At 73.3% G+C, this 21,547-nt stretch carries 26 protein-coding genes and 3 riboswitches; of the genes, 8 read left to right on the forward strand and 18 right to left on the reverse strand.

Features of this window, described 5'->3' with window-relative positions; all coding sequences use genetic code 11:
• Positions 1 to 189 precede the first annotated feature (189 nt).
• Together KAK07_RS20655 and KAK07_RS20660 are read left to right on the forward strand one after the other, a co-directional pair.
• Positions 190 to 801, forward strand: a complete 612-nt coding sequence (locus KAK07_RS20655; RefSeq protein WP_210856692.1) for a 2-hydroxychromene-2-carboxylate isomerase — start codon at positions 190 to 192, stop codon at positions 799 to 801.
• Positions 801 to 1,964: a YbfB/YjiJ family MFS transporter gene (locus KAK07_RS20660; RefSeq protein ID WP_210862991.1), complete on the forward strand. Its 1,164-nt coding sequence runs from the start codon at positions 801 to 803 to the stop codon at positions 1,962 to 1,964. Before KAK07_RS20655 ends, KAK07_RS20660 begins: the two co-directional genes overlap by 1 nt.
• Here the strand turns inward: KAK07_RS20660 and KAK07_RS20665 are convergent, their stop codons facing one another.
• Positions 1,965 to 2,519 (reverse strand): flavodoxin family protein, encoded by a 555-nt coding sequence (locus KAK07_RS20665; protein ID WP_210856690.1) that lies wholly within the window; start codon positions 2,517 to 2,519, stop codon positions 1,965 to 1,967.
• Positions 2,520 to 2,671: 152 nt separating this feature from the next.
• On the opposite strand from KAK07_RS20665, the gene KAK07_RS20670 reads away from it, so the two are divergent.
• Entirely contained in the window at positions 2,672 to 3,139 is a 468-nt protein-coding gene (locus tag KAK07_RS20670; protein WP_210862993.1) for a hypothetical protein, read from the forward strand.
• Between the two features lies 1 nt (position 3,140).
• Here the strand turns inward: KAK07_RS20670 and KAK07_RS20675 are convergent, their stop codons facing one another.
• The 11 genes from KAK07_RS20675 to KAK07_RS20725 all read right to left on the reverse strand — a co-directional run bounded on the left by KAK07_RS20675 (position 3,141) and on the right by KAK07_RS20725 (position 14,129).
• Positions 3,141 to 4,358, reverse strand: coding sequence for a DUF1501 domain-containing protein (locus KAK07_RS20675; RefSeq protein ID WP_210862995.1), 1,218 nt, complete (start codon positions 4,356 to 4,358; stop codon positions 3,141 to 3,143).
• A gap of 10 nt (positions 4,359 to 4,368) precedes the next feature.
• Entirely contained in the window at positions 4,369 to 5,862 is a 1,494-nt protein-coding gene (locus KAK07_RS20680; protein WP_210862997.1) for a DUF1800 domain-containing protein, read from the reverse strand.
• 93 nt (positions 5,863 to 5,955) lie between these two features.
• A complete protein-coding gene (locus tag KAK07_RS20685) occupies positions 5,956 to 6,831 on the reverse strand; it encodes a cobalamin-binding protein (protein WP_247664519.1) in 876 nt (291 codons plus the stop codon).
• 5 nt (positions 6,832 to 6,836) lie between these two features.
• Entirely contained in the window at positions 6,837 to 7,346 is a 510-nt protein-coding gene (cobU, locus tag KAK07_RS20690) for a bifunctional adenosylcobinamide kinase/adenosylcobinamide-phosphate guanylyltransferase (RefSeq protein ID WP_210863001.1), read from the reverse strand.
• Positions 7,343 to 7,903, reverse strand: a complete 561-nt coding sequence (cobC, locus tag KAK07_RS20695; RefSeq protein WP_210856684.1) for an alpha-ribazole phosphatase family protein — start codon at positions 7,901 to 7,903, stop codon at positions 7,343 to 7,345. The genes cobU and cobC overlap by 4 nt, the downstream gene beginning before the upstream one ends.
• Positions 7,894 to 8,670, reverse strand: a complete 777-nt coding sequence (locus KAK07_RS20700) for an adenosylcobinamide-GDP ribazoletransferase (RefSeq protein ID WP_210863003.1) — start codon at positions 8,668 to 8,670, stop codon at positions 7,894 to 7,896. The genes cobC and KAK07_RS20700 overlap by 10 nt, the downstream gene beginning before the upstream one ends.
• A gap of 10 nt (positions 8,671 to 8,680) precedes the next feature.
• On the reverse strand, positions 8,681 to 9,724 hold the full coding sequence (gene cobT, locus KAK07_RS20705; protein ID WP_210863116.1) for a nicotinate-nucleotide--dimethylbenzimidazole phosphoribosyltransferase: 1,044 nt from the start codon (positions 9,722 to 9,724) through the stop codon (positions 8,681 to 8,683).
• The gene (locus KAK07_RS20710) at positions 9,724 to 10,491 is read right to left on the reverse strand and encodes an ABC transporter ATP-binding protein (protein ID WP_210863005.1); all 768 of its coding nucleotides are present in this window, start codon (positions 10,489 to 10,491) and stop codon (positions 9,724 to 9,726) included. The genes cobT and KAK07_RS20710 overlap by 1 nt, the downstream gene beginning before the upstream one ends.
• Positions 10,488 to 11,495, reverse strand: coding sequence for a FecCD family ABC transporter permease (locus KAK07_RS20715; protein WP_310740756.1), 1,008 nt, complete (start codon positions 11,493 to 11,495; stop codon positions 10,488 to 10,490). The genes KAK07_RS20710 and KAK07_RS20715 overlap by 4 nt, the downstream gene beginning before the upstream one ends.
• Before the next feature lie 58 nt (positions 11,496 to 11,553).
• On the reverse strand, positions 11,554 to 12,282 hold the full coding sequence (locus tag KAK07_RS20720; protein ID WP_210863008.1) for an energy transducer TonB: 729 nt from the start codon (positions 12,280 to 12,282) through the stop codon (positions 11,554 to 11,556).
• Positions 12,283 to 12,284: 2 nt separating this feature from the next.
• A complete protein-coding gene (locus tag KAK07_RS20725) occupies positions 12,285 to 14,129 on the reverse strand; it encodes a TonB-dependent receptor domain-containing protein (RefSeq protein ID WP_210863010.1) in 1,845 nt (614 codons plus the stop codon).
• A 114-nt stretch (positions 14,130 to 14,243) separates the two neighbouring features.
• A riboswitch (cobalamin riboswitch) is annotated at positions 14,244 to 14,484 on the reverse strand.
• A 70-nt stretch (positions 14,485 to 14,554) separates the two neighbouring features.
• Between KAK07_RS20725 and KAK07_RS20730 the strand changes: the two genes are divergently transcribed.
• A complete protein-coding gene (locus KAK07_RS20730; protein WP_210863012.1) occupies positions 14,555 to 15,022 on the forward strand; it encodes a YybH family protein in 468 nt (155 codons plus the stop codon).
• 13 nt (positions 15,023 to 15,035) lie between these two features.
• Here the strand turns inward: KAK07_RS20730 and KAK07_RS20735 are convergent, their stop codons facing one another.
• On the reverse strand, positions 15,036 to 15,455 hold the full coding sequence (locus KAK07_RS20735) for a VOC family protein (RefSeq protein WP_210863014.1): 420 nt from the start codon (positions 15,453 to 15,455) through the stop codon (positions 15,036 to 15,038).
• Positions 15,456 to 15,538: 83 nt separating this feature from the next.
• Between KAK07_RS20735 and KAK07_RS20740 the strand changes: the two genes are divergently transcribed.
• Positions 15,539 to 16,483, forward strand: coding sequence for a prohibitin family protein (locus tag KAK07_RS20740; protein ID WP_210856677.1), 945 nt, complete (start codon positions 15,539 to 15,541; stop codon positions 16,481 to 16,483).
• Positions 16,483 to 16,827: an arsenate reductase (glutaredoxin) gene (gene arsC, locus KAK07_RS20745; protein ID WP_210863016.1), complete on the forward strand. Its 345-nt coding sequence runs from the start codon at positions 16,483 to 16,485 to the stop codon at positions 16,825 to 16,827. Before KAK07_RS20740 ends, arsC begins: the two co-directional genes overlap by 1 nt.
• On the opposite strand, the gene KAK07_RS20750 is transcribed toward arsC, so the two are convergent.
• A complete protein-coding gene (locus KAK07_RS20750; protein WP_210863018.1) occupies positions 16,828 to 17,571 on the reverse strand; it encodes a sulfite exporter TauE/SafE family protein in 744 nt (247 codons plus the stop codon).
• Positions 17,572 to 17,629: 58 nt separating this feature from the next.
• A riboswitch (FMN riboswitch) is annotated at positions 17,630 to 17,797 on the forward strand.
• Between the two features lie 74 nt (positions 17,798 to 17,871).
• On the opposite strand from KAK07_RS20750, the gene KAK07_RS20755 reads away from it, so the two are divergent.
• Entirely contained in the window at positions 17,872 to 18,339 is a 468-nt protein-coding gene (locus KAK07_RS20755; protein ID WP_210863020.1) for a 6,7-dimethyl-8-ribityllumazine synthase, read from the forward strand.
• 21 nt (positions 18,340 to 18,360) lie between these two features.
• Here KAK07_RS20755 and KAK07_RS20760 read toward each other — a convergent pair whose 3' ends face one another.
• On the reverse strand, positions 18,361 to 18,837 hold the full coding sequence (locus tag KAK07_RS20760; protein WP_210863021.1) for a MarR family winged helix-turn-helix transcriptional regulator: 477 nt from the start codon (positions 18,835 to 18,837) through the stop codon (positions 18,361 to 18,363).
• Between the two features lie 44 nt (positions 18,838 to 18,881).
• Between KAK07_RS20760 and KAK07_RS20765 the strand changes: the two genes are divergently transcribed.
• On the forward strand, positions 18,882 to 19,436 hold the full coding sequence (locus tag KAK07_RS20765; protein WP_210856672.1) for a PaaI family thioesterase: 555 nt from the start codon (positions 18,882 to 18,884) through the stop codon (positions 19,434 to 19,436).
• Positions 19,437 to 19,448: 12 nt separating this feature from the next.
• Here the strand turns inward: KAK07_RS20765 and KAK07_RS20770 are convergent, their stop codons facing one another.
• From KAK07_RS20770 to KAK07_RS20780, 3 genes are read right to left on the reverse strand one after another with little or no spacing between them, the layout of a single operon-like run.
• A complete protein-coding gene (locus tag KAK07_RS20770) occupies positions 19,449 to 19,742 on the reverse strand; it encodes a hypothetical protein (RefSeq protein ID WP_210856671.1) in 294 nt (97 codons plus the stop codon).
• A 9-nt stretch (positions 19,743 to 19,751) separates the two neighbouring features.
• On the reverse strand, positions 19,752 to 20,687 hold the full coding sequence (gene dmeF / locus KAK07_RS20775; RefSeq protein ID WP_375140995.1) for a CDF family Co(II)/Ni(II) efflux transporter DmeF: 936 nt from the start codon (positions 20,685 to 20,687) through the stop codon (positions 19,752 to 19,754).
• Between the two features lie 23 nt (positions 20,688 to 20,710).
• A complete protein-coding gene (locus KAK07_RS20780) occupies positions 20,711 to 21,283 on the reverse strand; it encodes a TMEM165/GDT1 family protein (RefSeq protein WP_210856669.1) in 573 nt (190 codons plus the stop codon).
• Positions 21,284 to 21,359: 76 nt separating this feature from the next.
• A riboswitch (yybP-ykoY riboswitch) is annotated at positions 21,360 to 21,478 on the reverse strand.
• Between the last annotated feature and the right edge of the window lie 69 nt (positions 21,479 to 21,547).

Here is a 21,547-nt window from a genome sequence, read left to right on the forward strand (position 1 = left end):
GCGCGAAGGTGGGCGTGAAGGGGGCAACGAGCAGGCCAGCCATCTTGGCCAGTGCCCACCGGCCTGATCGGCCGATCAGGCCGGACTTGGCCGCCCAGTTCAGGGGCTCGGCCACGGTGTGGCGTTTTGAACATCTCTGCGGGGCCGACCCTCATGACGAGGGCCCCGTGTCGCGCTAAGGTGCGGGCCATGAATCTGCGTGCCCCGATCCAGTTCTGGTTCGATTTCTCGTCGCCGTACTCCTACATTGCCAACGAGTGGATCGATGCGCTGGCCGCGCGCCACGGCCGCACCGTGCAGCGCCACGCCATCCTGCTGGGCGCCACCTTCCAGGCGGCCGAGCTGAAGAGCCCGGTGGCGTATCCGCTCAAGCGCGAATACTCGCTGCGCGACTTCGCCCGCTCGGCGCGCTTCGAGCGCGTGCCCTATGTGCCGCCCGAGGTCTTCCCGATCGCCACGCAGAACGCCGCCCGCGTCTTCTGGTGGCTGCACGACGACGGCGGCCCGGAGGCCGCGGCGCGCTGGGCGCGCAGCGCCTTCCGCGCCTTCTTCACCCGCGGCGTCAACCTCTCGGAGCCGGTCGCGCTGAAGGCGCTGTGCGCCGAGTCGGGCCTGGACGCCGACGCCGCCGAGGCCGCCTGGAACGACCCGCTGTGGAAGAACCGCCTGCGCAGCGCCAACGAGGCCGCCATTGCCGGCGGCGTCTTCGGCGCGCCCTTCTTCATGGTCGATGGCGAGCCCTTCTGGGGCAACGACCGCAAGCCGCAGCTCGAGCGCTGGCTGGCGGACGGCCCGTTCTGATGACCGCCGAGGAGCGGCACCTGCAGCCCTGGCAGGTGATCGTCGGCGGCATCTGCGCGCTGGTGCTGACCCTGGGCCTGGCGCGCTTTGCCTTCACGCCGCTGCTGCCCTCGCTGCAGGCCCACACCGGGCTGGGCGATGCGGCCGCGGGCGTGCTGGCGGCGGTCAACTACGCGGGCTACATGAGCGGCGCGCTGCTGGCCGCGTGGATCGATTCGCCGCAGTGGCGCCATCGCCTCTATGGCTGGGGGCTGTGGGTGGCGGTGCTGGGCACCGCGGCCACCGGCCTGGCCGCCTGGTACCCGGGCTGGCTGCTGCTGCGCTACCTGGGCGGGCTGTGCGGTGCGGCGGGCATGCTGCTGGGCTCGGGCCTGGTGCTGGGCTGGCTGATGCGCGCCGGGCGGCGGCCGGAGCTGGGCCTGTACTTCATCGGCATCGGGCTGGGCATCGTGGTCTCGGCGCTCAGCGCCTGGGGCTTCACGCGGCTGTGGCCCGACGACTGGCGGCCGCCCTGGCTGATGCTGGCGGTGGTGGGCGCGGTCTTCCTGGTGCCGGCCTGGCGCTGGCGCCCGCCGGTGCCGCCGGCGCCGGCCAGCGTGGCCGATGACGGCAGCGGCCCCTCCAGGCGCTGGCTGATGACCATGGCCGGCAGCTACTTCGCGGCCGGCTGGGGCTTCGTGATCAACGCCACCTTCACCGTGGCCATCGTCGAGCGCGAGCCGGCACTGGCCGGGCAGGGGGCCTTCATCTGGGCGCTGGTGGGCATTGCCGCGATGCCCGCGGTGGCGCTGTGGGACCGCGTGGCGCGCCGCCTGGGCGAGCAGCGCGCGCTGCTGCTGGCCTTCGGGCTGCAGACGCTGGCGGTGATCGCGCCGGCGGTGTCGGGCTCGCTGGGCGCCGCGCTGCTGGGCGCGCTGGGCTACGGCGCCACCTTCATCGGCATCGTCAGCCTGACACTGGCGCTGGCCGGGCGGCGCGCGCCGCGCAACCCCGGCAAGGCGATGGCGCGGCTGACGCTGAGCTACGGCGCCGCGCAGGTGGTGGCGCCGGCGCTGGCCGGGGCGATGGCGCAGGCCAGCGGCCGCTTCACTGGCGCGCTGTGGCTGACCGCGGCGGTGATGGCCGCGGGCATGGCGCTGCTGGCGACGCTGCCGGCCGAGTGATCAGCCCTTGATGGCCTGGGTCACCGCGGCCAGGCGCTCGCCGAACTTGGCAGCGGTGGCCAGATCGCCCGGCACCATCTCGTCCACCGAGGCGTCCGACGGCGTGCTGGTCATCAGGCCGCCCGAGGAGCCGACGAAGTTGATGTCGTCGCGGGTGGCGGCCTTGCTGTTGCTGGGCATCATGCCGGTGCCCACCCACAGGCCGCTGTGCTGCATCGCCAGCGTCATCATGTAGTGCAGCGTGCTGTGCTTGTCGCCGTTCATCGTGGCCGAGTTGGTGAAGCCGGCGAACAGCTTGTCCTTCCAGGCCTGGGTGAACCAGGGCTTGCTGGAGGCGTCGGCGAACTTCTTGAACTGCCAGCTGGCCATGCCCATGTAGGTGGGCGAGCCGAAGACGATGGTGTCGGCGGCCGCCAGCGTGTCCCAGCCGCCTTCGGGCAGGTCGCCGTTGGCGTCGATGGGCAGCAGCGTGGCGCCGGCGGTGGCGGCGATGGCCTGGGCGATCTTGGCGGTGTGGCCGTAGCCACTGTGGAAGACGATGACGATGCGGGACATGGGAAATCCTTTCGATGGGCGGCGGCCCGACGGGGCTGCCAATGAACGCATCGTCGGCCAGGCGACGGACCGGGTGGTGCGAAGCGCTTGGCGGCGACGTTCAAGCCGCTTGAATGGTGCCGCCGGGCCGGCGGCTGCCTATACTGGCCTGGATGAACACCCGCCACTGCGCTCGATCTGGCGCCCGCACCTGGCCGTGGCTGGCGCTGATCGGCGCCGGCATGGCCAGTGCCGCCCTGGCGCAGAGCAACCCCAACCTGCGCGACCCCACGCAGATCAAGCCGCCCAGCGCACCGTCGCAGCTGGAGCGCGACGGCCTGCGCCTCGCGCTGCCTGACGCGGGCACGCGCCGCGAGTTGTTCACCGCGCAGGGCCTGCGCTTCAGCTTCATGGACCCGTCCAACACCGCGCAGTTCGTGCGCCGCCTGGACGGCGGTCTGCGCGAGGCCTCGGTGCAGGTGCTGCGCGCCGAGCCGGCCTGGCAGCGGCTGTTCCTGCTGCGCGCCGACTGCCGCGATGCGCGCATGTACTTCGGCCCCGAGGCGGGGCCGGTGCAGCTCAAGCCGGTGGAGGCGGGCAGCCTGGGCGCGCAGCTCTACCAGGACCTCTGCGCCGACTGACTCACAGCCAGCCCAGGTCGGCGGGTCGCGCCTGCGGGAACACCCGCGCCAGCCGCTCGGCCGACAGGCCGTACTGCCGAGCCCACAGGCCGGCCAGCAGCGGCCGGTAGTCGTTGAGCACCGGCCAGTCGCGGTTCTGATGCAGGGTCTGGGGCGACAGCCGCCGCTGTTCGCCGGCGATGCGGCCGCCGCGCAGCGCGCCCCCCAGCAGCCAGCAGACGCTGCCGTGGCCATGGTCGGTGCCGCGGGTGCCGTTCTCGCGCCAGGTGCGGCCGAACTCGCTGGCCACCAGCACCGTGCAGCGCTGCCAGGCGGGGCCCATCTCGGCCGCCAGCGCGCTCAGGCCGGTGGACAACTCGGCCAGCCGGGTGGCCAGCACGCCGGTGGCGGCGCCCTGGTTGGCATGGGTGTCCCAGCCGGCCACATCGACAAAGCCCAGCGCCACCCGCTCGCGCATCAGGCGGCCGATGCGCCGCGCCTCGGTGGCGAAGGCCGAGGCGGCCACCGCGCGGCGACCCGGGTCCATGGGTTCGGCGGCCATCTCGCGCATCACCTCGCCGCGCGTGGCCAGGCCTTCCTGCACCGCGGATTCGAGCGGGTGGCCGGCGTACAGGCGCTGCAGCTGGGCCATCTGCTTCTCGTCCAGCGCCGGCCGGCCAACGTTGCGCAGCGAGACATTGCCCACCGGTCCGGCGCCCTGCATCACCAGCGGCAGCTGCTCGGTGAAAGACATCAGCTCGCGCCCGGCCTGCTCGCGCGTGGCCAGGCCCAGCTCGATCGCCAGCCGGGCCAGGAAACCGCTGCGGCCCTCGCTGCCGACGCTCTGACCGGCGGGCAGGCCCAGCTCGAAGCGGTCCTGGGTCTCGAAGTGGCTGCGGTTGTTGTCCTCGCTGCCGGCAAAGGGCACGAAACCCAGCTGCCGCGCCTGCCACAGCGGCAGCAGGGTGTCGGCCACCGACGGGGCCAGCGCCCAGTCGCTGTCCAGGGCGCGCGCGCCCTCTTCGCTGCCCGGCGGCGCGATCGCCAGGCGCGGGCGTGATTCGGCATAGAAGGCGCGGCTGCCCGCGTCCTGCGGCAGCAGCAGGCTGGCGGCGTCGTAGCCGCCGCGCAGGAAGACCAGCAGGAAGCGCGGCAGCTCGGGCGCGGCAGCCCAGCCGCGCAGCAGCGGCGCGGTCAGGCCCAGCGCGGCGGCGGTGTGCAGGAAGCGGCGTCGTTGCATCGCGGCCCCTTCAGTGGCTCATGAACTCGGGCGAAGACCACCACAGCGCCAGGCGCTCGGCCGGTCGGCGTGCGGAGGCCAGCACCTCGCGGGTGCTGCCCGACGTCACCGCTGCCGGATCCTCGGTGGGCAGCGGCGTGTCGGCCGGCTGGCCCCAGACGGCGCCCCAGCGCAGCGCCATGCTGCGCGCCAGTTCGAAACGCAGCGCCAGCTGGCCCGGCGCGGCCCAGGCGGTGCGCTCCAGCGGGTAGCCGTCGGGGGTGCCGAGCTGGTAGGGCGCCTCGCCCAGGCGGGCAAGCCAGCCCAGTGGCATCTCGGGCTGCAGCCAGGCGTCGGGCGGGCGCTGCTCGCGCAGCGCCGACACCACCCAGTGCACCGGGTCCTTGAAGCCCTGGCCCAGCGAGGCCTCGAACTCGGGGTGGGCCAGCAGCGTGCGCAGCACCTCGGCGATCCGGCCGTCGCTGTCCAGGAAGCGGCGCGCCAGCTGCTGCTGCAGCGCGTCCGACGCCGGCCGGCCCAGCAGGTACAGCGCCAGCCGGCGGGTGACGTGGCGGGCGGTGGCGGGGTGGCGGGCCAGGCGGTCGAGCAGGGCCTCGACCTGGGCCAGGCCCTGGCCGGGCAGCGGCTCGCCCAGCAGGGTCTTGGGCTCGTTGTCGTGGCGCGCGGGGTTGAAGGCCATCAGGCCGCGGCGCAGCACCGCCGGCCCGCGGGCCTCGGGGGCGCTGGCCAGGCCCAGTCCGGTCAGGGCGCGCGCGGCGCTCAGCACATCGGCCTGGGTGTAGCCGCCGTCCACGCCCAAGGTGTGCAGCTCCAGCAGTTCGCGGCCCAGGTTCTCGTTCAGGCGACCGGCGGCGTTCTGGTCGTTGTCCAGGTAGCGCAGCATCGCCGGGTGCATCAGCGCCACGCCCAGCAGGTCGCGAAAGCGCCCCAGCGCCTGCGCCTGCAGCTGCTCGTCATAGTCGGCCACCATCGCGCGCAGGTCCTGCTTGCCCTGGTAGACGTTGAAGTGGTTGAGCCAGAACCAGCCCAGCCGGCTCTGCAGCGGCCGGGGCGAATGCACCGCGCGCCACAGCTGGCGGTGGGCGCCCTCCTGCTGCAGCCGGGTCATGGCCTGCTGCCAGGCCTTGAAGTCGCGCGTGCGGGCGTCCGGATCGGCCTGGCCGACCGCCTCGCGGCGCTGCGCCTGCATCTGCCAGACCAGGGTGGCCAGGTCGGTGCGCGCGGTGGTCTGCTCGGCCAGGCGGGCCTGCAGCGGCGCGGGCAAGGTCGGCGCGCTGGCGCTGGGCTGCAACTGCTGCGACACCCAGGCCGACAGGCCGATCTGGCGCACCTGCGCCAGCGTGTCGGCATCGGCGCCCCAGGCCAGGCGCACCAGCCAGCGGCGGGCGCGGGCGGGGTCGGTGTCGGCCGCGCTGGGCTCGGCGCGCGGCCGCGCCAGGTCGGCGCAGCCGCCCAGCACCAGCAGCGGTGCGCTCAGCAGCAAACGGCGGCGCAGAAGAAGCATGACAGCAGGCGCAGGGCGTGAAGGCGCCCAGCGTAGCACCGGCGTCGCCGCGGGATGTTGCTGGCGTGTGTCGCCACGCCCGACGTCAGCGGCTCAGCGCCGCGCGCGCACCCGCTCGAAGCCCTCGCACAGCAGGCGCATCGCCTGCAAGGCGCGTGGCGAGGCGCGGCTGATCAGGTCGGCCGGCACCATCACCACCGCCTGCTTGGCCACCGGCTCGAAGCGGGACAGACCGCGCCAGGGCGACAGGGTCTCGTCCTCGCGCGTCTCGACGCTGCTGCTGGCCAGCACCTGCGGACGCGCGGCCAGCACCGCCTCGCGGCTGACGGTGGGCACCAGCAGCGCCTCGGCGCCGAAGACGTTGACGCCGCCGCAGCCGCGGATCATGTCGGCGATCGGGTGGCGGTCGTTGATCGTCAGCAGCGGCTGGTGCCACACCTGGTAGAACACGCGCAGCGGCGGCCGCGTGGCGTACTGGCGGCGCAGCGCGGCCAGCTCGGTGGCATAGGCGTCGGCAGCGGCGTTCGCCGCGGCGCCGGTGCCGGCCAGCACGCCCAGGCGGCGCAGGCTGTCGCCGATCTGCGCCAGGTCGCGCGGCTCGCTGTGGAACAGCGGCAGCTTCAGCGCCTTCAGGCGGTCGAGCTGCGCCGCCGAGTTGCCATGCGCCCAGACCACGATCAGGTCGGGCTTGAGCGCGGCAATGCGCTCCAGGTCCAGCTGGTTGGCGTCGCCCACCACGGGCAGCTGCTTCGCGGCGTCGGGGTAGTCGCCGTAGCGCACCGTGGCCACCACCTGGGCGCCAGCACCGGCGGCGAACAGCAGCTCGGTGGCGTGCGGCGCGACGCTGACGATGCGCCGAGCCGGCGCCGGCAGCGTGACGGTGCGGCCCTCGTCGTCCAGTGCGCTGACCGCGGCCTGGGCGCCGGTCGCGCCAAGCCAGACCAGCAGCAGGATCCCGAGCAGGCGCATGGCCTTCATCCCTTCAGCGGCAGCACGCAGCCGGCCATCACGAAACGCACGGCGTCGCAGCGCTCGGCCAGCGCCTGGTGCAGCCAGCCGTTCTCATCCACGAAGCGGCGGCTCAGCGGTCCCAGCGGCACGATGCCATGGCCCACCTCGTTGCCCACCAGCAGCAGGTCGGCCTGAAGGGGGGTGATGGCGTCCAGCAGCGCGGCGCGCTCGACCGTGAAGCGCTCGTCGCCCGCATGCAGCAGGTTGCTGAGCCACAGCGTCAGGCAGTCGACCAGCAGCAGCGCGCCGGGCGCATCGGCGGCCTGCAGTGCGGCGGCCAGCGCCAGCGGTTCTTCCACACAGCGCCAGTGCGCCAGCCGCGCCGCGCGGTGGGCGGCGATGCGCTGGGCCATCTCGGCGTCCAGCGCCTGCGCGGTGGCGATCACCGTGACGGGGCGGCCGCTGCGGTGCGCGAGTTCTTCGGCCAGCCGACTCTTGCCGCTGCGCGCGCCGCCCAGGATCAGGGTCTTCATGCGGCCTGACTCCAGCCTTGGCCATCGTGGCGCAACACGGTCAGACCGCCAAAGGCCAGCGGCTGCGCCAGCGCCTCGGTGGCGGCCTGGCCGCGGGCGCGCGCCAGGGCCACGCGGATCGGGCCGGCGTGGGCCACGACCAGCACGCGCTGCAGGCGGGTGGCGGCCAGGGCATCCATGGCCGCGTGCACCCGCGCGCGCAGCGCGGCCAGGGTCTCGCCGCCGGGCGGGGCGCGGTGCTCGGGATCGTCGGCCCAGGGGTCGCTCTCGGCGCGGTCGATCGCCGACCAGGGGTGGCCCTCCCAGGCGCCGAAGTGCAGCTCCATCCACCGCGCGTCCTCCCGCGGTGGGCAGCCCAGCGTGGCGGCCAGCGCCTCTGCCAGCACGCGGGCGCGGCGCAGCGGGCTGGTCCACAGCGCGTCCACCGGGCCGGGCAGCGCCTGCAGCACCTGCGCCGGCGGCGGCTCCAGCGGCTCGCGCGCGGGCAGGTCGGCCTGGCCGTAGCAGATCCCGGCCGGCGCGGCGACCACCGGGTGGCGCAGCAGGATCAGCTCCATGCGCCGCCCCGTGCGCTCAGGCCCAGCAGGAAGCCGATCTCGGCCAGCTGCTGCGTGGCGCCCAGCGCGTCGCCCACGTAGCCGCCCAGGCGGCGGCGCAGGTAGGGCACGGCGGCCAGCCACACCAGCGCCGCGCCGAGCAGTGCGGGCCCGGCGGCCGTGCCCAGCGGCACGCAGGGCAGCAGCGCCACGGTGGTGGCGAACAGCAGGGCGCCGGCGCCAGGGCGCGTCTGGGCGATCGGCTTGGACTTGGCGCTGTCGTCGTCGCGCACGTAGTCCAGCCGCGCCATCACGCCCAGCGCCGCCAGGCGGCTGACGGCGTGGCTGGCCACCAGCGCCGCGGCCAAGGTGAGCGCGTCCAGCCGCGCCACCAGGGTCAGCAACAGCTGGTACTTCAGCGCCAGCAGCAGGGCCACACCGATCGTGGCGTAGCTGCCCACGCGCGAGTCCTTCATGATCGCCAGCACGCGCTCGCGGGTGAAGCCGCCGCCGAAGCCATCGCAGCTGTCGGCAAAACCGTCCTCGTGGAAGGCGCCGGTCAGCAGCACGCCGGTGGCCATGGCCAGCAGCACCGCGATCGGCGCACTCCACACCCTCAGCGCGGCCAGCAGCACCAGCGCACACAGCGCACCGACCAGCGCGCCCACGGTGGGGAAGTGCCGCGCCGACGCATTGAGCTGCGCCGGCGACCAGCCCACCCAGGCCGGCACCGGCACCCGCGTGAAGAACTGCAGTGCGGTGAAGAAGAGTCGCAGCTCCTCGCGCATGCGCCGCCCCTCAGGCCTGCCCGCTGACGCCGGCGCTGTCGAAGCTGGCCATCTCGCCCAGGAAGGCGCAGGCGGCCCGCAGCAGCGGCACCGCCAGCACGGCGCCGGTGCCTTCACCCAGGCGCAGGCCCAGGTCCAGCAGCGGCTGCGCTTGCAGCAGCTCGAGCATCGCGCCATGACCGGCCTCGGCCGATCGGTGGGCAAACACCGCGTGGTCGCGCACGGCGGGCTCGATGCACTGCGCCGCGAGGTAGGCGCTGCCGGTGATGAAGCCGTCGACGATGAAGGCGATGCCGGCCTCGGCGGCGCCCAGCATCGCGCCGGCCATCATCGCGATCTCGAAGCCGCCGTACTCGGTCAGCGCCTCGCGGCCATCGGTGAGGCCGTCGGTGCGCGCTGCCGCGCGCGCCAGCACCGCGCGCTTGTGCACCAGGCCGGCATCGTCCAGACCGGTGCCGCGGCCGGTGGCCACGCCCAGCGGCACGCGGCGCAGCTTGTGCAGCAGCAGGCTGGCGGCGCTGGTGTTGGCAATGCCCATCTCGCCGAAGGCCAGCAGCGTGCAGCCCTCGGCGCGCGCGGCCTGCACGCGCTCGCGGCCGCGGGCCAGCGCGGTCTCGCACTGCTCGGCCGTCATCGCCGGCTCGGTGGCGCAGTTGCGGGTGCCGTGGCCGAGCTTGGCATCCACCAGGCCGGGCAGCGGGCCGAAGTCGTGCGCCACGCCGGCGTCGACCACCTCCACATCCACGCCCAGGCTGCGCGCCAGCGCATTGACCGCCGCACCGCCGTGCACGAAGTTCATCACCATCTGCCAGGTGACTTCCTGCGGGTAGGCGCTGACGCCTTCGGCGGCGATGCCGTGGTCGCCAGCGAACACGATCACGCGCGGCCGCTGGATGACGGGCCGCAGCGTGCCCTGGATGCGGCCCAGCTGCAGCGCCAGGTCCTCCAGCCGGCCCAGTGCGCCCAGCGGCTTGGTCTTGCGGTCGATCGCGTGGCGCAGCTCGGCATCCAGTGCGGTGGAGACGGGCAGGATGTGGAAGGCGGTGCGCATCATCAGGCGGGCAGCCACCAGCGGTGGCCGTGGGCGGTATGGGGGGTCAGGGGATGGCCGAAGGCGGCGGACAGCGCGGCCTCGGTCATCACCTCGGCGGCGGGGCCGGCGATCGCCCGACCATCGCCGGGCAGCAGCAGCGCGTGGGTGGCCAGGCGCTGGGCCAGGCTGAGGTCGTGGATGGACAGCAGCAGGCCGCGCCCGCGCTCGCGCGCTTCGGCGGCCAGCAGCTCGGCCACGCGCAGTTGCTGCGCCAGGTCCAGGTGGGCCAGCGGTTCATCCAGCAGCGCCAGCGGCGGGTCCTGCGTCAGCAGCGTGGCCAGCGCGACGCGCTGGCGCTCGCCGCCGGACAAGGTGGTGACATCGCGTGCCTCGAAGCCGGCCAGGCCGACGCGGGCCAGCGCGGCCAGCGCCAGTGCGCGGTCGGACTCGCCCTCCCAGTGCCAGCGCGAGAGGTGCGGATGGCGGCCCTGCAGCACCACGTCCAGCACCGGTGCGGCAAAGGCGTCGTGCACGGCCTGTGGCACGAAGCCGCGCCAGCAGGCCTGCTCGGCCAGTGGCCGCTCGGCCAGCGGTCGCTCGCCCAGCCAGACCGTGCCGGCCGACGGGGCCCGGGCGCCGGCCAGCGTGTGCAGCAGCGTGGTCTTGCCCACGCCGTTGGGGCCCAGCAGGCACCAGACCTCGCCGCGCTGCAGCTGCAGGTCGAGCGACTCGACCAGCACGCGCGCACCGATGCGCACCGCCAGCCCGCGCGTGGACAGCAGCGTCATCGCTGGCCTCCGCGCGTCAGCAGGGCGATGAAGGCCGGCGCGCCCACCAGCGCGGTGACCACGCCCACCGGCAGCTGCAGCGGTGCGGCCACGGTGCGTGCCAGGGTGTCGGCGGCCAGCAGGAAGGCGCCACCAGCCAGCGCACTGGCCGGCAGCAGCCAGCGCTGGTCGTTGCCGATCAGCAGGCGCAGCGCATGCGGCACCACCAGACCGACGAAGCCGATCGTGCCGGCGGTGGCCACGGCCAGTGCCGCCGCCGCCGAGGCGGCCAGGTAGACGACCAGCCGCACGCGCGCCACCGGCACGCCCAGCATCTGCGCTGCGCCGGGGCCGCGCAGCAGCAGGTTCAGCTCGCGGCCCAGCGGCCACAGCCCGGCCAGCAGCAGCCAGGGGGCGATCAGCACGGCCCACGTGGGCTCGGCCGCGGACAGGTCGCCCATCATCCAGAACAGCATGCCCTTGAGTTGCGCGTCGGGCGCCAGCGACAGCAGCAGGCCGACGCCGGCCATCGCGATCGCCGACAGCATCACGCCGGTCAGCAGCAGGCGTGGCGTGGCGTCCTGGCGGCTGGCCAGCTCGACGCGGCCCAGGTCGGGGTGGGCCAGCGCAAAGACGGTGAGCACCGCGGCGAAGGCGCCGGCGAAGGCGCCACCATGCACGGCCAGGGCCCCGCCGCCCAGCACCATCAGGCCCAGCGCGCCCAGCGCGGCGCCGCCGGACAGGCCCAGCACATAGGGGTCGGCCAGCGGGTTGCGCAGCAGCACCTGCATCAGCGCGCCCGCCAGAGCCAGCAGCGCGCCCACGCTGACGGCGGCCAGTGCGCGCGGCAGGCGCAGCCGGTGCAGGATCTCGGCCTCGGCCGAGGCGTCGGGCTGGCGCAGCAAGGCTGGCAGCTCGGCCGGTGAGATCGTCAGGCTGCCCACCGACAGCGCCAGCAGAAACAGCCCGGCCAGCCCGGCAGCCAGCAGGGCCAGCACCGGGCCGGGGCGGCGCAGCGGGGTCACGGGCGGGCCCTCCGGGCGACGCAGGCCGGGGCGCGCGCGGGGGCGTGGCCGGGCGTGTTCATTGGCTGGCCAGCAGCGTGCTGCTGACCGGCTGGTCCAGCTGGAAGCGGATCGCCACGCTCACGCTGCTGGCCACGGCCTCGCCGCCGACGCGCGCGGGCTCGTAGCGCCAGCCGCGGGCGGCGTCGCGCGCGGCCAGGTCGAGCAGGGCGATGCCGCTGCGCTGCAGCCACTGCACCGATTCGACGCGGCCCTGTGCGTCGATCTGCAACTGCAGCCGCACGCGCCCCTGCAAGCCGTCCTCGCGTGCGGCCTCGGGGTAGGCGGGCAGGGCGTTGCCGGGCAGCGGGCGCGCGGGCAGGGCCGCGGCCACCGCCGGCGCGGCGCTGACCGGCGCACTGGCCACCGCACCGCTGTGCGGTGCACTGGCCACTGGGGTGCTGTGCGGCAGCGGGGCCGCCGGCGCGGCGGCCACCGCCAGCAGCAGCGTGGGCGCCGGTGCGGGCGGCGCCGCCTCGGGGCCGGGCCGGGTGAGGGCGCTGAGCGGTGGAGTCGCTCGCCGGGGGGCCGCGACGGCCGGCCGCGGGTCGGTGCGGACGGTGGGGGCCTCGACCCCCACGGTCGGTGCGCTGAGGTAGACCAGCGCCGGGCCGCGCTCGGGGGGCGCTGCGGCCGGCCGCGTGTTCAGCGCCGGCCACACCAGCGCCCAGGCCACACCGTGCAGCACCAGCGCCGCCAGCGCGCCCTGGGCGCGCGGGTGGCTGATGTGGCGGCGGGGCCAGGCCATGCTCAGAACAGCGGCGTCCAGCGCAGCGTCAGCTGGGCCTGGCGGCCCGGGGCGACATAGCCCAGTGCCTGCTGGTAGACCCGGTCGGTGAGGTTGTCGACGCGGCCCTCGAGCGACCACTCCGGCGTCACGCGCCAGCGTGCGAACAGGGCGACGGTGGCGTAGCCGCCCATGCGGGTGCCGGCGCTTTCGTCCACCGAATCCCAGCGCGCGCCGCTGTAGCCCAGATCGCTGCCCAGCGACCAGTCGCCCAGCGGCTGCACCAGGTGCAGCTGGGCGAACTGGCGGGCGCGGCGCTGCAGCTGAGCGCCGGTGTCGCTGTCTTCGGGTGATTGCGCGGTCAGGCTGGCGCGCACGCGGGTACCGGTGGGCAGGGTGCCGCTGGCGCCGAGCACCAGGCCGTCGATGCGGGCGCGCGCGGTGTTGCGCGGCTGGTAGCTGAAGCTGCCCGGCACCGTCTCGACCCAGTTGATCAGCTGGCGGATGCGGTTGGAGAACAGCGTGGCGCTCCACTGCACGCCGCCCATCGACAGGTCGGCGCCGAGCTCGGCATTGACGCTGCGCTCGGGTTGCAGGGCCGGGTTGCCGTTGCTGCCGAAGTTGTCGCTGTAGTAGAGCTGGTTGAAGGTGGGCGCCTTGAAGGCGCTGCCCAGCGCGCCGCGCAGGCGCAACGCGCTGGAGGCCTGCCAGGCCAGACCCAGCTGACCGGTGCTGTGGCCGCCGTACTGGCTGTTGGCGTCATGGCGCAGGTCGGCCTGCACCGACAGCGCGCCGTACGCGGCCTGCCAGCCCAGCAGGCCGCTGCGCACGCTGCGGCTGTCGCGGGCATAGGCGGTGGCGCTGTCCACCGCCTGGCGCGACCACTCCAGGCCGGCGCTCAGCGTGCCGCCGGCCACGCGGTGGCGGCCGATCCACGAGAGCTGGTCCTGGGTGGTGTCGGTGAAGACCGTGGAACTGCCGGCCAGGTGGTTGTCGTCCCAGCTGCGCGCCAGGCGCAGCGTGTGCTCGACACCGGGCAGCAGCGGACCGCTCCAGTGCGCGGCCAGGGTCTGGGTGCGGTCACGGCTGAGGTCGTCGGCCACGGCGGTGGCGTCGTACTGCACCTTGCTGTCGCTGCGCAGGAACTGCAGGCCCAGCTGCTGGCCGCCGTCCAGGTGCTGCACCACACGGGCCTGCAGGCCCAGCTGGCGGCTGCCGTCGCGGTCGGGGTTGTAGCCCCAGAAGCTGGGGTCGGAGACGTTGTAGCCGTCGCTGCGCAGCGCGGTGGCGCCCAGCGACAGCTCGGTCTGGCCCAGGCGCGCGGCAAAGCTGCCGGCCACACGGGCCAGACCGCGCTCGCCGGCGGTCCAGGACAGATCGACGCCCGGGCTGCGCTGCGCGGTCCTGGTGAAGATCTGGATCACGCCGCCGATCGCGTCGGCGCCGTACAGGCTGCTCGAGGCGCCGGGCAGCAGCTCGACGCGCTCGATCAAGGCCAGCGGAATGGCCTCCAGCGGCGCGGTGCCCAGCGTGGCCGAGCCGATGCGCACGCCGTCGATCAGCACCACGGTGTGGTCGCTGTTGGCGCCGCGCATGAACACGCCGCTGATCTGGCCCAGGCCGCCGTTGGTGCTGGTCTCGACGCCGCCCAGGCTGCGCAGCAGCTCGGTCAGCGAGCCGGCGCCGGCGGCGCGGATGTCCTCGGCGGTGATGACCTGCACCGGCCGCACCGCGGCGCTGGCGCGTTGCGGCTGGCGGGCAGCGGTGACGACCAGGTCGTCGTCGGCGGCAGGGGGGGTCTGGGCGAAGGCGCCCAGGGGCGAAGCGGCCAGCAGCGTGGCCAGGGCAAGCGCGGTGCGCGGGAACATCATGGAAGCGTCTGCAAAGGCGCCCCGGCCGCCGAAGACGGGCGGGCCGGGAACGATGGTCGTGCCCGGCCGCTTCCCCGCAGCTGGGCACCATGTCGGTGACGCCGCCTGCGCAGCACCACCCCGTCGTTGGCCGGTATCCGGGCTGGCGGAGACGACCCGTGCGGCCTTCCCGAAGCCGTGGCTTCAGTGGCGAGGGAGCACGAGCGAGGGGGCTGTGAGCAGCACCCTGTCCGCTTACCGTTGCGGGGGCAGCGCAGGTTGGGCGTTCCTCGTCGAGGGCGGCCTTCCTGCTTCCCGTTTACCCCAAGCCGCCACGATGGACGGCCCAGGCACCAACGGCCGAAATCTTAGCATCCGCTTCCCGACACGAAGCTTGCGGCGGGACAATGGGCCGGCCGCCCCCCTGCGTTCAAGGAGTGCCGATGAGCCCGCTGCGCCGCCTGTTCGATCCCGCCCTGTGGCTGCTGGCCGCTTTGCCAGCCGGCGTGGCCGCCGCCCCGGACCTGGCCGCGCTGCGCGAGGAAGTGCGCGGCGCCGAGGCGGCGTTCGCCGACAGCATGGCACGGCGCGACCTGGCGGCATTCGCCGGCTTCGTGGCCGACGACGCGGTGTTCCTGAATGGTGGCCAGCCGCTGCGCGGCAAGGACGCGGTGCTGGCGCACTGGCAGCGCTTCTTTGACGGGCCCCGGGCGCCCTTCGCCTGGAGACCCGAGCTGGTCGAGGTGATCGGCAGTGGCGGCCTGGCACAGTCCACCGGTCCGGTCACCGACCCCGCCGGCACGCTGGTGGCGCGCTTCTACAGCACCTGGCGGCGCGAGGCCGACGGCCGCTGGCGCGTGGTGCTGGACAACGGCTATGACGTCAGCCCGGATGGCTGCGCCAAACCCTGACCACTGCGCGTGATCACCAACTGCCGGTGTTGGGCATCGAGGCCCAGGGCTCGGCCGGCGCCAGCGCCGGGCCGTCCTGCAGCAGCTCCACGCTGATCTGGTCGGGCGAGCGCACGAAGGCCATGCGGCCGTCGCGCGGCGGGCGCAGGATGGTCACGCCCATGTCCTGCAGGCGCTGGCAGGTGGCGTAGATGTCCTTCACCGCATAGGCCACGTGGCCGAAGTTGCGGCCGCCGGTGTAGACCTCGGGGTCCCAGTTGTGGGTCAGCTCGATCTGGGCGTCGTGGTCGCCCGGTGCGGCCAGGTAGACCAGCGTGAAGCGGCCCTGCGGGTACTCGCTGCGACGCACCTCCTCCAGGCCGAGGGCATCGCGGTAGAAGCGCAGCGAGGCGTCGAGGTCGGTCACGCGGACCATGGTGTGCAGGTATTTCATGCGGGTGATTGTGCGCCGTCAGCCATGGGCCCGCGGCCGCTGCGGGCTTGCTCCTACACTGCGGCCATCGACAGGAGGAGAGCATGGACGTGAGAAGTCTGTTTGCCCGTGGCAGCGACACGCCGTCGGCCGCCCCCGGACTGCTGCGCAAGGGGCTGACGCTGCTGGTGGTGGTGGCCGTGCTGTGGTGGCTGTGGCCGCTGCGCACCGTGCCCACCGGCCACCGCGGCGTGATCACCGTGGGCGGTGCGATCAAGGGCATCGAGAACGAGGGCTTCACGCTGATCTGGCCCTGGCAGTCGCTGAGCATCTTCAACATCCGCGCCGAAGAGGCCACGGTGGAAAACGCTGAAGGCAGCACCAGCGACACCCAGCCGGTCAAGGTGAGCCTGACGGTGCGCTACAGCATCCAGACCGACAAGGTGGCCGAGGTCTTCGAGAAGTACAGCCGCGACGGCGACCTGCAAAGCTATGTGCAGACCGCCACCCAGGAGGTGTTCAAGGCGGTGACCGCGCGCTACAACGCGCCCGACCTGATTGCCAAGCGCGCGGCGGTCAGCAATGACATCGTCGCCGCGCTGCGCGGCAAGCTGGCCATCTACGGGGCGCAGGTGATCAACGTCGACATGCGCAACTTCAGCTTCTCGCAGGACTACATGTCGGCGATCAACCAGAAGGTCACCCAGGAGCAGCTGCGCCTGGCCGCCGAGAACAAGGTGCGCACCGTCGAGGCCGAGCAGAAGCAGAAGGTGGCCATCGCCGAGGCCGAGGCCACTGCGCTCAAGGCCAAGGCCGACGGCGAGGCCTATGCCGCGCTGAAGGCGGCCACCGCGCAGGCCGAGGCGCTGAAGATCCAGAACGCCGCGCTGGCGCAGAGCCGCGAGGTGCTGGAGCTGCGCCGCATCGAGGTGGAAAAGATCAAGGCCGAGCGCTGGAACGGCGAGCTGCCGCAGAACATCTACGCCGGCGCGCCGGTGCCCTTCCTGAACCTCAACCACGAGGGCGCCGCCAAGGCCGGCAAGAACTGATGAGCGGCTGGACGATCTTCCACAACCCCCGCTGCAGCACTTCGCGCCAGGTGCTGGCCGCGCTGCGCGAGGCGGGCATCGAGCCGCAGGTGGTGGAGTACCTGAAAACGCCGCCCGACCGCGCCACGCTGCAGCGTCTGGCGCAGGAGATCGGCCAGGGCGTGCGCGGCCTGGTGCGCGCCAAGGAGGCGCTCTACACCGAACTGGCGCTGGAGGGCGCCAGCGACGACGCGCTGCTGGATGCGATGCTGGCGCACCCGGTGCTGATCAACCGGCCGATCGTGGTGTCCCCGCGTGGCACGCGGATGTGCCGGCCAGCGGCCACCGTGGCCGAAATGCTCTGATCAGCCGCGCGCGAAGAACAGCGCTGCCATCACCAGCCCGGTGGCGATGACACCGCTGCGCAGCAGCTTCGCTGGCAGTCGCCGCGCCACGCGCGCGCCGGCATAGCCGCCGACCGTGGCCGCCAGCGCCATCGCCAAGGCCTGCGGCCAGGCCACCGCACCGGCCCAGGCGAAGGCCGCCACCGACAGCAGCGACAGCACCAGCGAGTTGAGGTTCTTCAGCGCGTTGGCGGTGTTGATCGAGGTCTCGCCGGTGATCGCGTACAGCGCCATCAGCAGGATGCCCAGGCCGCCGTTGAAGTAGCCGCCATAGACCGCCACGCAGGCCAGCCCGGCCATGCGCGCCGCGGGATGCGCGGCGCCGCCGCGCCGCCCGGTCAGCCACGGCGCCAGCGCGAACAGCGCGGTGGCGAACAGCAGCAACCAGGGCACCAGCGCCGAGAACAGCTTGGCCGGTGTCACCAGCAGCAGCCCGGCCCCGGCCAGGCCGCCCGCGGCGCACACCGCGCCTTCGGCCCACAGCCGCGGCCGTGGCAGGGCCGCCAGCTCGGGCCGGAAGCCCAGCGTGCTGCCCAGGTAGCCGGGGCTCACCGCCACCGCGCTGGTGGCGTTGGCGGCGATCGGCGGCACACCGGCAAAGACCAGCGCCGGGAAGGTCAGGAAGCTGCCGCCGCCCGCCACCGCATTGAGGGCGCCAGCGGCCAGGGCGGCGGTGAGCAGCAGGATCCAGGTCTCGGGGTTCATCGGCGCGCATTGTCGGGCCTGTGCGAAGATCGACCGCGGTGCCGCCTGCTGGCGGTGCCGATGTTCTCAGGGCGGGGTGGAAGTCCCCACCGGCGGTGATGGCGCAGGTCTGGCAACAGACTCCGCGCACGAGCCCGCGAGCGCCCGTCCACGCCCGTGGACGGGGTCAGCAGACCCGGTGTGATCCCGGGGCCGACGGTCACAGTCCGGATGAAAGAGAACCGCACCGGCTGCCGTGCCTGCACGGCGGGCCGCGCGTTCGCTTGCCCTGATTCTGGCCTTCAACTCAAGGAAATCACCATGAATCAGATCCCGAAGTTCCCCGTGCGCCGCCTGGCGGCGATCAGTGCCCAATGGCATGCGGCAATCGTCCACCGCGCCCGCGATGCCTGCACCGACGAACTGCTGCGCGAGGGCTGGCCGCCCGACGGCATCGAGTACCTGGAGGTGCCCGGCGCCTTCGAGATCCCGCTGCTGGCGCGGCGCCTGGCCGACAGCGGCCGCTTTGATGCCATCGTCGCCTTCGGGCTGGTGGTCGATGGCGGCATCTACCGGCACGACTTCGTCGGCCGGGCGGTGATCGACGGCCTGATGCGGGTGCAGCTCGACACCGGCGTGCCGGTGGTCTCGGCGGTGCTGACCCCCCACAACTTCCATGAGCATCCGGTGCACCAGCAGCAGTTCGGCGAGCACTTCGTGCTCAAGGGCACCGAGGCGGCGCGGGCCGTGCTGCAGACGCTGGCGGTACACCAGCGACAGGCGGCTTGACCGCCTGACCACCTGACCGTGTCAGGGCTCGGCGGCGTCCAGCCGTTGCAGGCAGTCGTCGAGCAGCGCGTGCAGCTCGGCCACGCGCGCCTCACCCAGGCGCGCGTTGAAGGCCAGCTGCGCCTTCTTCCAGGCGCGCTTGGCCTCGGCATGCTTGGCGCGGCCAGCCTCGGTGAGTTGCACCGAGCGTGAGCGCGCGTCGTCACCGGCGCCCACCGCCACCCAGCCCTGGGCCACCAGCGGCTGCAGGTTGCGGGTCAGCGTGGAGGCGTCCAGCGCCATCGCCGCGGCCAGCGCCGCCGGGCGCACCGGCGCCATCGCGGCGATGTGCCCCAGCAGCGAGTACTGCGAGGTCTTCAGCCCGGCCTCGGCGAGGTGGCGGTCGTAGTGGCGGCTGACCACGCGGTCGGCCTGGCGCAGCTTGAAGTTGCTGCAGCCGCGTGGCGTGGCGGCTGTCGCCAGGGTGACTGATGGGCGAGCGGCAGGCATGGTTATCATTGTACCTGCAACGATTGCACCTGCAATGGAACGGAGAGACCCTGATGAGCACCGCCAGCCACGCCCTGCATGACGAGATCGCCGCCACGCTGGCGCGCTGGGAGGCCGACGAGGCGCGGGTGCGCGCCACGCTGGCGCCGCCGGGCGTGAACCGCCCGGCCGATGTGGCGCACCTCAGCGGCCTGGAGTTCTTCGCGGCGATCAGCAGGGGGGCACTGCCCAGCGTGCCGATCGGCGTGGCGATGGACTTCTACCCGGTCGAGTACGAGGAGGGCCGCTTTGTCTTCCAGGGCCGGCCCAGCGTGAAGTTCCTCAACCCGATGGGCACCATCCACGGCGGCTGGATCGCCGCGCTGCTGGACTCGGCGGTGGCCTGCGCGATCCACACCACGCTGCCCGCGGGCCGTGCGCAGACCACGGCCGAGCTGAAGATCAGCTACCTGCGCGCGCTGTTGCCCGACACGCCGCTGGTGCGCGCCGAAGGCAAGGTCATCAGTGCGGGTCGCCAGCTGGGCTTTGCAGAGGGCCGGCTCTATGGCGCGGATGGGCGCCTCTACGCCCACGCCACCACCACCTGCGCGATGCTGCAGCCGCGCTGAGCCGCGGGCGGTCTACCAGCGCAGCAGCTCGGCCAGCCGGGTGACGACCCAGCCGGCCTCGTCCTCGCGCAGGCCCGAGTCGGGCACCGACAGCGCGGCCTGCATGCGGCCCAGCACATCGTCCTCGGCCAGTCCGTCGTCATGGTGCAGGGCCTGGGCGGTGGGCATCAGCTGCTGGGCCAGGTCCTCGCACAGCTCGTAGCGTGCGCGCAGCTCCTCGACCAGCACCATCAGTTTGCCGCGCTGGCCCTGGTAGAGGGCGGCGAAGCTGTCGGGGATCCAGGGCAACTGGTGGCTGGCGTCCATGGCCGGGGCCTACTGCAGCTCGATCGTGGCGTGCACGATCTCCTCGTGCACGGCCAGGCGACGGTGCACCTCGGCGGCGGTCAGGCCGGCCGGGGCGCTCAGCGTGATCGCGCAGGCGAAGCGCTCGCGCCCGACGCGCCAGACGTGCAGGTCGCTGATGCGCGCGCCGTCGACCTCGACCACCTCGCGGATCTCGGCCACCACCGGGTGGTCCATCTCGCGGTCGAGCAGCACGCGGGCGGTGTCGGTGACCAGGCCCTTGGCCCACAGCGCCACGAGCACCGCACCGACGATGCCCATCACCGGGTCCAGCCAGGCCCAGCCCAGCCACCAGCCGGCGCCCAGCGCGACGATCGCCAGCACCGAGGTGGCGGCGTCGGTCAGCACATGCACCTGGGCCGACCGCAGGTTCAGGTCGTGGTGGTGGGCGTGTTCGTGGTCGTGGCCATGATCGTGGTGGTGCCCATGCGAGTGGCCAGGGTGATGCCCATGGCCGCCCCCCAGCAGCCAGGCGCTGCCCAGGTTGACCAGCAGACCCAGCACGGCCACCGCCATGGCTTCGGGGTAGTGGATGGCCTGCGGGTCGATCAGGCGCTCGACCGAGCCGGCCACCATCAGCGCCGCCACCACCAGCAGCAGCACCGCGCTGGCAAAGCCGGCCAGCACCTCGATCTTCCAGGTGCCGAAGGCGTAGCGCGGGTCACGTGCTTCGCGGCGGGCCAGCGCATAGGCGCCGGCCGCCAGCCCCAGCGCCAGCGCGTGCGAGCTCATGTGCCAGCCGTCGGCCAGCAGGGCCATCGAGTTGAACCACCAGCCGGCGGCGATCTCCACCACCATCGTGGCCAGCGTCAGCCACATCACCAGGCGCGTGCCGCGCTCGCCGGCCGGGTTGCCGGCGTCAAAGTCATGGGAATGCAGCCAGCCGCTGGGGCCGTCGTCGTGCAGCGTTGTCATGGCGCGATATTGGCTCAAAAGAGCTGACCGACGTTCAGCAGGGTCAGCACGCCCAGCAGCGCGAACACGGCCGCGGCGATGGTGTGCACCAGCCGCATGTTGACACGCCGGGACACCGCATCGCCCAGGAACACCGCCGGCACGTTGGCCAGCATCATGCCCAGCGTGGTACCGGCCACCACCGCCACCAGGCTGGGGTAGCGCGCGGCCAGCGCGACGGTGGCGATCTGCGTCTTGTCGCCCATCTCGGCCAGGAAGAAGGCCACCAGCGTGGTGCCGAAGACGCCCCAGCGCTGGGTGCCGCCCTCGGTGTCCTCGTCCAGCGAGTCGGGCACCAGCATCCACACCGCCATCGCCAGGAAGCCGCCGCCGATCACCCAGCGCAGCACGGTGGGGCCCAGCTGCGAAGCCACCCAGCCGCCCACTGCGCCGGCGGCGGCGTGGTTGAGCAGCGTGGCCACCAGGATGCCGGCCACGATGGGCGCGGGACGGCGGAACTTGGCGGCCAGCATCAGGGCCAGCAACTGCGTCTTGTCGCCCATTTCACCCAGGGCGACCAGACCGGTCGAGACGAGAAAAGCTTCCATGTGCAGTGGATTCCAGGGGCCGGCGCGGGTCGCGATGACCACGGCGCCGCTCCGGCCCCGGGTGGCAGCGCGCGTGGTCAAAGGTCTTGCCGGACGGTGAGGTTGCCCGCGCCATGGCCGCTTTCAGGCCAAGTGTGTTGACGTCGGGCCCCTGCGTTGCGCAGGGTGGCTACTCCCCCATGACCCCGCCAGTGTAGCAGCCACCCTGATGTCATCAGGGTTTATCCGGGCGGCCGAGCGCCTTGCGTCAGGGCTTGACCTGAA

It is taken from the genome of Ideonella alba (assembly GCF_018069875.1).
In the GTDB taxonomy this organism is placed as follows: Bacteria; Pseudomonadota; Gammaproteobacteria; order Burkholderiales; family Burkholderiaceae_C; genus Ideonella; species Ideonella alba.